Source organism: Arsukibacterium sp. UBA3155, assembly GCA_002364615.1.
Lineage (GTDB): Bacteria > Pseudomonadota > Gammaproteobacteria > Enterobacterales > Alteromonadaceae > Alishewanella.
Window position 1 is genome coordinate 279,602 of the sequence record DEYP01000015.1, and the last position, 11,968, is coordinate 291,569.

Below are 11,968 nucleotides of genomic sequence, written 5' to 3' on the forward strand. Positions count from 1 at the left end.
TCAGTCACGAGTTGCTAAGCACTCACTTACTGGCCTTTAATTTCGCTGCGGCCTTTGTACGGGGCCTTGCTACCTAACTCCTGCTCAATGCGCAGTAACTGGTTGTATTTGGCAACCCGATCTGAGCGGCACAGCGAGCCGGTTTTAATCTGGCCGGCAGCAGTACCAACCGCTAAATCGGCAATAAAGGCATCTTCGGTTTCACCGCTACGGTGCGAAATAACCGCGGTAAAGCCGGCATCTTTGGCCATTTTAATCGCAGCCAGAGTTTCGGTTAATGAACCAATCTGGTTAAACTTAATTAAAATTGAGTTACCGATGCCCTGCTCGATACCGCGGGTCAGAATTTTGGTGTTGGTAACAAATAAATCATCACCCACCAGCTGTACCTTGCTGCCAATTTTATTGGTTAAGTCTTTCCAGCCATCCCAGTCACTTTCGTCCAGGCCATCTTCAATCGAGACAATCGGGTAGCGCTCGGTCAAACCGGCTAAATAGTCGTTAAAACCAAACGAGTCAAAGCTTTTATTCTCGCCGCCTAACACGTACTTGCCATCTTTATAAAACTCAGTGGCAGCGCAGTCCAGTGCCAGCGTCACATCGTTGTTCATTTCATAGCCGGCAGTTTTCACGGCTTCAACAATAACGGTCAATGCTTCTTCGTTTGACTTCAGATCCGGTGCAAAGCCACCTTCATCACCCACAGCGGTATTCAGGCCACGCTTTTGCAGCTCTTTTTTCAGGCTGTGGAAAATTTCCGCACCCATCCGAAGGGCCTCAGCAAAGGTTTTAGCACCGACCGGCTGTACCATAAACTCCTGAATGTCTACGTTATTATCAGCATGCTCACCGCCATTGATAATATTCATCATCGGTACCGGCATGCTATATACGCCCGGCGTGCCGTTTAATTCAGCAATATGTTGGTACAACGGAATTTTTTTATCTGCTGCTGCCGCGCGGGCGACAGCTAATGATACGGCCAGAATGGCATTGGCGCCCAGCTTACTTTTGGTTTCGGTGCCGTCTAAATCGATCATGATCTGGTCGATCTCAGCTTGTTTATAGGCATTCTTGCCTTTAAGTGCGCCCTGAATAGCCCCATCGATATTGGCGACAGCCTTAGTTACGCCTTTGCCTAAGTAACGGCTTTTATCACCGTCACGCAGCTCTAACGCTTCGCGTGAACCGGTAGAGGCACCCGATGGTGCACAGCCACGCCCCATGGCACCGCTGGCTAAGTACACATCGGCTTCAACGGTTGGGTTGCCGCGCGAGTCCATAATTTCACGGGCTACAATTTTTACTATCTCAGACATGCTATAAATCCCCTGTTCTAAAACGAAAAAACCGGGTTACTCACCCGGCTTAGCAAAAGTTATACGCGTTGCTTTTTCTGAAATTTGTACGCCGCAGCGACAAATGCCTGAAACAGCGGGTGACCATCACGTGGGGTCGAGTTAAATTCCGGGTGAAACTGGCCAGCCACAAAAAACGGGTGCGACGGAATTTCTACCATCTCAACCAGCTGATTATCGGCCGATAAACCCGACACCACTAACCCCGCCTCTTCTAATTTTGGCCGCAAGTTGTTATTCACTTCATAGCGGTGACGATGCCGCTCCTGAATAACCGCTTTGCCATAAATTTCACGGGCTTTGGTGTTATCAACAAGATTACAGTTCTGACTGCCCAGGCGCATGGTGCCGCCCAAATCAGACTCATCAGAACGCGTTTCTACTGAACCGGCGGCATCCAGCCACTCGGTAATTAACCCCACCACCGGATAAGCCGTGGCTTTATTAAATTCGGTAGAATGAGCGCCGGCCATACCTGCCACATTGCGGGCATACTCAATTAGCGCTACCTGCATGCCCAGACAAATACCTAAGTAGGGCACTTCCTGTTCGCGGGCATACTGCGCTGCGACAATTTTACCTTCCACACCGCGCTCGCCAAAGCCGCCGGGCACCAGAATGCCATCCAGCCCAGAGAGCATGGCAACGCCTTTGCTCTCAACGTCTTGCGAATCAATATATTTAATATTAACCGTTACCCGGTTTTTCAGGCCGGCATGGCCTAGTGCCTCATTTACCGACTTATAAGCATCGGGCAGTTCGACATATTTACCGACCATACCAATGGTAATTTCGCCCATCGGGTTCGATTCCTGATACAGCACTTGTTCCCACTCCACCAAATCGGCTTCGGGCGCTTCAATATGAAAACGGCGGCATACCAGGTCGTCCAGGCTTTGCGACTTTAACAACGCCGGGATCTGATAAATACTCGAGACGTCCTTTAAGGAAATAACCGCTTTTTCTTCAACGTTGGTAAACAACGCAATTTTAGCGCGCTCATTGGCCGGAATAGCCCGGTCGGAGCGGCACACCAGAATATCGGGCTGAATACCGATAGAGCGCAACTCTTTTACCGAATGCTGGGTAGGTTTGGTTTTAATTTCACCGGCGGTGCCAAGGTAGGGAACCAGTGTCAGGTGCATAAACAGCGTACGCTCGCGGCCCACTTCGGTGCCAAGCTGGCGAATCGCTTCTAAAAATGGCAGTGACTCAATGTCACCTACGGTGCCGCCAATTTCCACAATGGCAATATCGTAACCTTCAGCGCCGCGCACCACCCGGTTTTTAATTTCGTTGGTAATATGTGGAATAACCTGAATGGTGGCGCCTAAATAATCGCCACGGCGTTCTTTGCGCAGCACTTCAGCGTAAATACGGCCCTGGGTAAAGTTATTCAGTTTGGTCATTTTGGTACGGATAAAGCGCTCGTAATGGCCAAGGTCCAAATCTGTTTCGGCACCGTCTTCGGTAACAAACACTTCACCGTGCTGAATGGGGCTCATGGTGCCCGGGTCTACGTTAATGTAGGGGTCTAATTTGAGGATGGTAACCTTTAAACCACGCGCTTCCAGAATCGCTGCCAGCGACGCTGCTGCGATGCCTTTACCTAAGGAGGAAACCACGCCACCCGTCACAAAGATATATCTTGTAGTCATGAGACCCCTGAGACAATAGTAATCAATAAAAAATACCAATATTGCAAAAACACCAGGCTACCAGTGCGTTAACACGGTACTACTGCGGGTGTACAAGAATTGGTATCAGGACGGGAGGAAAGTATAGCAAAGGCTTGGCAGCCACTCAATGTAAAGCTGCTGAGCAGATGATTAAATCTAAAAACAACAGGATAAAACGGCTTAAGGGGGTTAGTAAAACTTCAATTGTTGAATGAACCCCCTAAGACTGTAAGACCAACGTTTTTTTAGCCATACTGTCATTTAACGGGTATCAGGCTAAAATAAAAGTGTCAAGGCCGCTTGCGCTAAGGAAATAATTAATACAATGCGCGATGATATTAAACGACCGGCGAATCAATGGATAGAACTGCTGGCAGAAAAGGAATTGCCGGCAATAACGTCGATTGCAAGCTTGCTGGATAAGTTTGAGAACGACGATAGCTCATCGATCCCGCAGCTTAGCAAAGCGATACTGCACGATCAGGCGCTCTCTTCCACTCTGTTAAAAGTGGTAAACACGTCTCAGTATGCGTCCATAAGAAAAGTTACCACGGTATCGCGAGCTGCTATTGTGCTCGGTATTCAATCCGTTAAAAACATCTGCCTGACGTCTAAAATATTAGAAGGTTTATTGCAGGCTGAAAACCTGTCACCTCATGTCTACGATAGGCTGCTTATGCTAATGGCCAACGCCTTTTACGCGGGCTTGCTGGCCAGAATGATGGTACCCGATTACAGCGATGACACGCAGGAGGAGGTGTATCTGGCGGCCATGTTATATCACATTGGCGAAACGTCATTCTGGAGCACCGGCAGTGAATTGACAGATGAGTTGATTAAACAAGTGCATTTGCCCGCCGCCGAATTTGAACAGCAATGTCTGGATATTATCGGGGTAAGGTTTCAGACGCTAAGTATCGGCCTGGCCAAAACCTGGAATTTAGGTGAATTGTTGATTAAATCGCTGGATCAACCGCATAGCAGGGCCGTAGAAATGCAGAGCATCAGCCTGGCAAACCGGCTTAGTGCAGCCATTTATTCGCCTGACGGCAACCGGGCCGAATTAGACAAAGTGCTGCAGGACATTGCGACCATAATGAAACTAAATCGGCGTCAGCTTACCGAACGAATAGAGCAAACCCGCCTGTTAGCCATTAAGCTGCTGGGGTCTTACGGTGCTTCAGTGCTGGAGGAGCATATTAAACCTCTGCCAAAAAGCATCGACTTTAAGCACTACGATAATCCGGCACACACACTTCGCGTGTCACCAGAAAAAGCGTTATTGTTAACCCTGCAGGAATTAACCAGACTGACCATGGCGGGTACCCCCATCAACGAGTTACTCAGCGCAGCGGTGCACCATATTGCCAAAATAACCGACTTTAGCAGCTGTGCTTTTTGGATATTAAGCAGTGACAAATCCAAAATTGAGTCTCGTTTACGTTGCGACAATCATGGCCAGATTGATTCCTTCAGACGCGCGTTATCGTTACATCAAACCATCAATCTAATCAGTCTGGTAATAGATAAAGACATTCCCATTCTGGTTACCGACGTTACGCTGCCAAAGTGGCGTAATTATGTCACGGCTGAAATGGAACAATTCATCGGCAAAGGCTCAATTACCATTGCACCGGTTAAAATTGGCACTAAAATTATCGGGGTTATCAGTGGCCTGTTATCACAGCACGGCAGGAAAATCAGCGATGAACAATTCAGTCAGTTTTGTTTTATTATTGAGCACTTAAATATGTGCCTGATGATAAGCTCTCACAAAGCCTGATTGTTTTACAGCAAAGGTGTTCTGGTCTGTCTTATCAGGGTCCGCCAGTAAGCAGCCAGCCTAACAATTAAAGACGTTAAGTCTTAGCATTAATAAACTGACTGACCACTTTTCCACTGGCAGTTACAGCTGCCAGGCGTAGCTGAACTTTAAAAACGCGCTGCGTTCAGACGGTGTTATCCGACTAAGCTCATCATCCTGCAGGCTGCCATCGCTGTAGCCAACGAAAAATACCGTTTGCGGGTTTAATTTATAAGAGTAAAGCAACTGCTTATTCAGCTGGCGGCTGCGCGCGTTCAGTTGTTGCTGCGACATATTCTGATAGTTCTCAAGTTCGCGCTGCAAGTCGGTATAAAGCAGTACCAGACGCAGCGCACTGCGGTTTGAAAACTGATAGGTCAGCCGCATATCGGTTAAATTAGCCGTAAACACTCTGTCTGACTGATAATCCATGCTTGTCTGATTATACCGTAACGACAATTCCAGATGCCGGTTGAAAGAGTAGCGGCCCTCAAGCTCAATCCGGTTCTGATCAGATAAGCGGTTATTGGTTAAATCAAGCGCCGTACCATGCTGCCAGAAGGCGAAAAACATCATACCGGCGCCAGGCGACACCTCAGCAAATAACGACAGTCCCTGTTCATCAAAGCGCTCGGTATTACCGCTTATCGCCAGCGACGTATTATCCAACCGCCGACCGACCCGCTCGCGCTGATAAGTACCCAGCTCCAGGTAGCTGCCAAGTGGGCCAAAAATACCGGCATAGCCCTCCGCTTCTTCTTCAATAAATTCACCCGCCGCATTATGGGTGGTATCCCAGTCGCCACTCACGCGCACCCGGTTAATCACGTTATCAGCAGCCATGTGCCAGATATATTCACCACCGGTGGTAAATTTATTCCAGTCAGTTTCCGGCATAAACCCTAAATCAGCCCTGAAAGCTTTGCTGCGAGCGTCATAACGGCCGAACCAACGCCAGTTGCGTTCTGAATGCTGATAATTTATCCGGTATGCCTGACCATTGAATGGCTGCTCAGTGTTATAACGCTGCAACGCTTCACCTCGTAACCCCATCTGCCCAGCGCTCCTGCTCTGACTGTACAACCATTGCAGGCTAACGATGTCTTTAGGGGTTAACCGGATATTCGCGTCAACTCCACTCAGGCCATTGTAATAATCTCCGGCCTCGCGCCAGGTACCAATAGCACCAACACTTATCATGTTGTTGTAGGCAAAACTGTAGCGTGCCGCCAAATTTTTACTGGCAGTATCCATAACCGCAATATCAGAGCCGAGATTTCCGGGGAGCACCAGAGTTGTGCTGTCATCATCGGCCGCGAAAAAGCCGTAGGTATGTTGGCCGGTACGGCCGGTTATCTTAGCCCCGGCGTTTGGCGCACTAATATTACGGGTGTGCACCAAATTATGCGGCGTTGCAAAATAGTCAGCATTTTCGGTAAAAAAGGGACGGCTTTCGGCGTAAAACAGCGTGAACGGATTATTCACCGATAGCTGCTGCGCATCGGCTTCAACCTGGGAGAAATCCGGGTTCAGTGTCGCGTTTAAAGTAATGTCCGGGCTAATCGCCCATTTGGCATCCAGACTAAGCTCGACGTTATTTTCACCTTGCCAGTCCTGTTGTTGTCGCACATTGCGCTGCTCGCTGCGCCCTGCCACTAAAGACGCCGCAATAATCGCGTTGGTGCTGCTGGTTGCTTGTGCAAACCCGCGGTAGGCGGGCATCTGGCAAACCCAACACTTATTAGCATGGCTTATTCTTGCACTGGATAGCCGTACCCGCTGATCGCGTGGCATAAAGCGAACAAATTCCAGCGCCCAGGTTTTAAGGCCAGCTTGTGGCGGAAAATTCATTACCGCAAACGGAATCGCCATCTCTACCACATAACCTTCATGGGTAAACTGGCCAGCTGCATGCCAAAACCCATCCCAACTAGCTGTTTCATGACCGGTTTGAGCGTTTTCAATTGAATCTGCCTGGCTGCCAAGTGGATTAGCAAAAAACTGATATGCCAGCTGTTTATTGTTGTATGGGTCTATTTTTACCCCCACCACGTCATCATTCCAGATGTTGTCGCGGTTACGATAAAACGCCCGGATCTTTTCAGGCTGCGGGTCGGGTGCAATAAAGCCGATGTACAAAGTCTGGCCATCATCAAAAACGCGCGCTTCGGTGGCAATATCAGATACGCCCTGATCAGTGGGCTGTGTCATAAAATGGATCGTGATCCGTTTTGCCTGCTGCCAGACAGATTCATCCAATTTGCCGTCCACCACTATGCTTGGCTCAGGCACTAATGTCGGAATATCCTCGGTTTGCGCGTGTCCAGCAGTGCTCAGCAGTAGACAACTTACAGAAAAAATGGTCAGAACGGCGGAATAAAAAGTGGACGGCATAAACTTCCCGGAATGCTAAGCGCGTGAATCAATACAAAGTGAAAATAATGACGCGCATCATACCGGTTTATTTAAAATTGACAGCAATAGTGCGTTAAACAGGCCATATTCAGAGCTGTACTTATGTCGTGTTTAAGCCGTGCTATGTTTTTATGCCGCTTACGGTTTTTTTCAGTTGCCGTTTTGCTATCCGTTATCGATCAGTTCCCGCTTCACCCGCACCGCCGTGCTTTTAGGCCGGATGGGTTTGCCCCTGCCTTCCAGGTGCGCCCGGGTAAAGGACGCCCCAAACAGCAGGATCATTGATGAATAGTTTACCCATAACAACAGCAGCGCCAGTGAGCCAGCGGCGCCATAAGCCGATGCTGTCGCGGTATAGGCAAGGTAAATAGAGATTAGAGAGCGCCCCACCGTGAATAAGATGGCAGTAATAAAGGCACCAAGCAGCACATCGCGCCACGACAACAACACGTCAGGCAAGATTTTAAACATCGCCGCGAACAGCAGCGTAATCACCAGCAACGACAGCACCAGCTCCATCCCAACCAACATCCAACCCGGCACCGGCAGCCACCCTTCTGCATAAGCCATAACGCTACGTAAAACCACAGACAATAGCAGCGACACCAGCATAATAAAGCCAATGGCCAGAATGATGGTTAATGACAGCAAGCGGCTTTTAAGATACAGCAACAGGTTATTCTTCGACGGACGTGGCGCTACATCCCAGATTTGATTCAGCGATTGCTGCATCTGGGCAAAAACGGTGGTGGCGCCTACTATCGTAGCGACAATCCCGATTAATGCCGGCCAGATGCCGCTTTGATCAATTTGTGAGTTCACGACGGCCGTTTGCACCACACTGGCGGCCTGTGGACCTAAGGTGCTCTCAAGCTGGGTAAAAAGTTGTCCCTGCACCGCGCTTTCACCAATAATCAACCCCACCACCGCTACCACCACCACCAAAATAGGTGCAATAGAAAACACGGTAAAAAATGCCAGCGCAGCAGCATAAATAAACGCCTGACTGCCTAGCCAGTTTTTGATGGTGGCACCTAAAATGCTTAACCAGTACTGCACCACAGCGGGAAGTTTGTCGTAAATCTTTGCTACCATTGCGTTAAATTCCTTTATCGTGAAAGAGGTACTTGTAACCACTGATAAAATACCACCTGCTATGGCATTATTTCGCCCTTAGCTGCTTTAAAGCCGTCAGAACAAACTGTTTCAGGTGAATGGGAATAATCACAAACAATGCTACGCCGTGGTTAAAGTTCGGGTTTACCAATTGATAGTATTGAATTTCAGGTTTATCACTGGCCTTAAACGCTGCTAATTCACCTGCAGAGTAATTACTTCCCCTACCCACCACCACCAAACACCGCGTGGCGATAATATGGCTAATGTCACCACTATGATTAAAGCGCTCAAAAAGGTCAACCGGACCGTTACCCGCCGGATGAGGCCAGATAATACCGGTATTTTTAGCAATGGCCCGGTACATTGCCGGGCTTAGCATGGTGTCTGCATAATAGAGCTGGCGCCAGGGGCGACGCAGCCAGCATTTAAGGCTCTGGGCCATTGAGAACTGAAACGTATTACCGCCTTTTCGATATTCCGGGAAAAAACCTGCTGAAGCCCGAATAATAGTAGCAGCGCCTTCATCCGTAAAGGTAAGCAGGCAGTAACCGACTAACCGCTCAGCATCGAAGTACAGCCTTAGCTTGCGCTCAAATGCTTCTGCACTATCAAAGTACTTTGCCAGATAAGCCGTTGGCGCCACATTAACAAAACTGGACGAGATCACGCTACTTACCGCCTCGCGCTCATCGTCAGTCAGCCATTGCCTGGTCTGGGTCAAATCTTTGTATCGTAACCTCATTTGACAGCTCACTTGAGTGCCTGGTAATTGGTCACTGCGGTGTTGGTATCTTCATCAGTAGCCACGTTATCACAACCGTTATTGATATTGCTTTCGAACTTACGCCGAAGAGGTTGGCTAGTATAAACTTTTTGGCTATGTACTCTAAAAACTGAACAAAAATATTTAGAAGTAAATTAAGAGCAAAGAGTAACCATGAGTGTGCTTTAGGAGTCATCGAGTGTGCCACCTTTTTTGAGAAACATAACGTCGGCGGCAGCGCTTTGTCATGCCGCGGGCTCCCCTACGAAGTTAAGCTCTAGCCCGTTACCAGCGGGATCTAAAAGAAAAAGTTGCACTTGATCCATTTCAGGGACTATCGATTGCCTGTACTCAATACCTTTTGAATCTAACCATTTTTTGGCCGACGGCAACCCAGTTACTCGGAACGCGAAGTGATCTAAATAGGTATTTGAGCCAGACCTATTAACTTCAGACACAGTTAAATGAATGATTGCTTTTTCTGAAGCATAAAGCCAATACCCCATGCGACTGAAGCTGGGTCGGTTACCTACTTTCAGGCCCAAAATCTCTTCGTAAAATTCCCGGACCTCCTCAATGAGATTCTCTGGCCCGGAAATATTTAGATGATCAATATATTCTACTTTCATGGGGGAAGTATCTCCGGCAGCCTATGGCTGCGTACTAATGCGCCTTGATAAGGGTTGCTCATACATTTAGATAATACCTAATGCTATATACATAAATTATTGATAATAAAGCACTTGAAGCGAAAAGACCGAGGCGCACCCAAGATGCCGATGTTGATTTTTCAGAGAAAAAGCTAATTTCAATGAAGCGATCAAATTTGCTAACGAAATAACCTGAAATGAAAACTACAATTGCTTGGCCTAGTGCTTCAAACTTGAATGCTTCATGAGCATAATATGGAGTTAAATAAGCCCCAAATCAATTTCGCTCGCTGCATAAAGCGGAACAGAATAATAGTCACTTTGCAGGTTAGTTATGGCTAAAAGTATCATAGCTGCACCCTTAGTAATCACAAGCAATAAGAAAAATGCTATCGCGTACCTGATAATATACCTGCTAACGCCAAGCTTACCGGTGGAACAATTTGGCGCGGCTTTTTGCGTGTCTTTGCAAAAACCGTGACAAATTATGGAATCCGGTAGAGCGCCTTGATAAATTTATTTATGCCGCTTGGAAATTGTATGGTGATACATGTAGCGACTCTTTTTGTTGTCTTGTTTGCCAAAGGTCATATGCATTTTGTAGTCTCAACCAATGGTCAGCAGACGGCTTACCAAAAGCCATCTCCAATCGCACTGCCATTTCAGGAGTAACTGAGCCACGAGCATTTAAAACTTTAGATAGCGTTTTACGGCTAACATCTAGGTGGCTTGCAACGTCTGTTATGGTTAAACCTAAAGACTCAATTACCAGATCTTTGATAATTTCACCGGGGTGTGCGGGGTTAAACATAGCCATTAGTGATAATCCTCGTAATTCACAATTTCAGCATCCTTACCAACGAAGCGATAAGTGACTCTCCAGTTACCACTTACGCGAACAGACCATATGCCCTTTCTGTTACCTTTAAGCTCATGCATAATTAAACCAGGTAAATCCATATCGTCTGGCGTTTCGGCTTGATCCAAGTTGGTAAGTATCAGGCGCAACTTTTTCTCATGCTTCTTCTGGATTCCAGAAGTGTTACCTGATGAATAGAACTTTTGTAGGCCTTTATGAATGAAGCTTTTAATCATAAAGTGAATTGTAACCTCATGGGTTCCGCATTGCTAGAGAGTATTTAAAATTTAACGCTTTGCTAATTGGCTGCCGCAGCGCAGCGTAGGCAGTCCAGTGGAGGCCACGCTTTTTGTGGCCGGAACGAAATTAAGCAATTTGTTAAATTGCATTTGGTTTCAACCCGATGTCAGAACACACTTCGGGTAAAATCTGTTCTGTGAGGCCTGCAGGAAGGCGCTCCAATTTTGGAAGTGCTAGTTGCCGCTGATCAGCATCTTCGCCAGTCGTGATTGTTTCAATCCAAGGCTTAAAGAAAGACACTCTGGAATACACTTCCACTACACCGTACTTCCCGATATCGCCGCCTTCAACTCTGGAGCTAATGCCGAGTAAGTGGCTCGTACCGTCAACAGTCAGATAGGCTGGGCCGCCACTATCGCCCCCACCAGAAACACCTTCGTGTGGTAAAGCTGCATCATCTCTGTCAAATTTGAATTTTAATAGCGGCCCCTCTGCTTGTTCGATTCGATTTTCGGCTTTTCGTAAAACTCCGCCATTTTCATAATTATCAACCGTTTGTCCGGTTAGCCCATTTCCAGTGCCGCCAACACCGATAAACCATATTATCTTGCCAACTTCATCTGTTTTTTCATACAAACTCGCCGGTTCTACATCCTTTATTTGATTTACTAATTTTATTAACGCAATGTCGTGACTTTTACCTGGCTGATAATCTTTATGAACAAAGACACTTTCCACTTTGTGGTAGCCATTATTTAGACCGATGTAGCTACCAGAATTAATACAGAAAGTTGCGTGAGCGGCAGTCACAATCCAATCAGGCTTAATTAATGTGCCATGAGCCCCATCAACATACAGTGTTGCCAATGCTGCAAAATCTGCAGAATCAGCAAGATATTTTTTGTCATCAACATCATGACGGACCACAATTGCTGAAGCCGATAAGCTTGAAATTATTAATAAAAAAGACAGAAATATACGCATGACTTCCCTATGCAATTTAACGCCCAAATTTAGCGCGGAAAGCCGCGCAGCGGGTTGACGTCGCAGCCAGCGTTTTTTGCTGGCGATAATATTTGCT

The 11,968-nt window shown here is 47.3% G+C and carries 10 protein-coding genes; 1 reads left to right on the plus strand and 9 read right to left on the minus strand.

Going from position 1 to position 11,968, the window contains the following annotated elements:
- Positions 1-26: 26 nt before the first annotated feature.
- Positions 27-1,319: a phosphopyruvate hydratase gene (gene eno, locus B2X65_RS06445; protein ID WP_290611373.1), complete on the minus strand. Its 1,293-nt coding sequence runs from the start codon at positions 1,317-1,319 to the stop codon at positions 27-29.
- A 59-nt stretch (positions 1,320-1,378) separates the two neighbouring features.
- Positions 1,379-3,016: a CTP synthase gene (locus B2X65_RS06450; RefSeq protein WP_290611374.1), complete on the minus strand. Its 1,638-nt coding sequence runs from the start codon at positions 3,014-3,016 to the stop codon at positions 1,379-1,381.
- A 346-nt stretch (positions 3,017-3,362) separates the two neighbouring features.
- Between B2X65_RS06450 and B2X65_RS06455 the strand changes: the two genes are divergently transcribed.
- Positions 3,363-4,820: an HDOD domain-containing protein gene (locus B2X65_RS06455; RefSeq protein ID WP_290611375.1), complete on the plus strand. Its 1,458-nt coding sequence runs from the start codon at positions 3,363-3,365 to the stop codon at positions 4,818-4,820.
- Between the two features lie 123 nt (positions 4,821-4,943).
- Here B2X65_RS06455 and B2X65_RS06460 read toward each other — a convergent pair whose 3' ends face one another.
- The 7 genes from B2X65_RS06460 to B2X65_RS06490 form a co-directional block, all read right to left on the minus strand.
- Entirely contained in the window at positions 4,944-7,133 is a 2,190-nt protein-coding gene (locus tag B2X65_RS06460; protein WP_290611376.1) for a carbohydrate binding family 9 domain-containing protein, read from the minus strand.
- A gap of 288 nt (positions 7,134-7,421) precedes the next feature.
- The gene (locus B2X65_RS06465) at positions 7,422-8,351 is read right to left on the minus strand and encodes a YihY/virulence factor BrkB family protein (RefSeq protein WP_290611377.1); all 930 of its coding nucleotides are present in this window, start codon (positions 8,349-8,351) and stop codon (positions 7,422-7,424) included.
- Between the two features lie 67 nt (positions 8,352-8,418).
- A complete protein-coding gene (locus B2X65_RS06470) occupies positions 8,419-9,117 on the minus strand; it encodes a hypothetical protein (RefSeq protein WP_290611379.1) in 699 nt (232 codons plus the stop codon).
- 266 nt (positions 9,118-9,383) lie between these two features.
- Positions 9,384-9,767 (minus strand): VOC family protein, encoded by a 384-nt coding sequence (locus B2X65_RS06475; RefSeq protein ID WP_290611380.1) that lies wholly within the window; start codon positions 9,765-9,767, stop codon positions 9,384-9,386.
- A 541-nt stretch (positions 9,768-10,308) separates the two neighbouring features.
- The gene (locus tag B2X65_RS06480; RefSeq protein ID WP_290611381.1) at positions 10,309-10,605 is read right to left on the minus strand and encodes a HigA family addiction module antitoxin; all 297 of its coding nucleotides are present in this window, start codon (positions 10,603-10,605) and stop codon (positions 10,309-10,311) included.
- Positions 10,605-10,883, minus strand: coding sequence for a type II toxin-antitoxin system RelE/ParE family toxin (locus B2X65_RS06485; protein WP_290611382.1), 279 nt, complete (start codon positions 10,881-10,883; stop codon positions 10,605-10,607). The genes B2X65_RS06480 and B2X65_RS06485 overlap by 1 nt, the downstream gene beginning before the upstream one ends.
- Positions 10,884-11,025: 142 nt before the next feature.
- The coding region (locus tag B2X65_RS06490; RefSeq protein ID WP_290611384.1) for a trypsin-like serine protease at positions 11,026-11,968 on the minus strand (943 nt) is incomplete at its 5' end.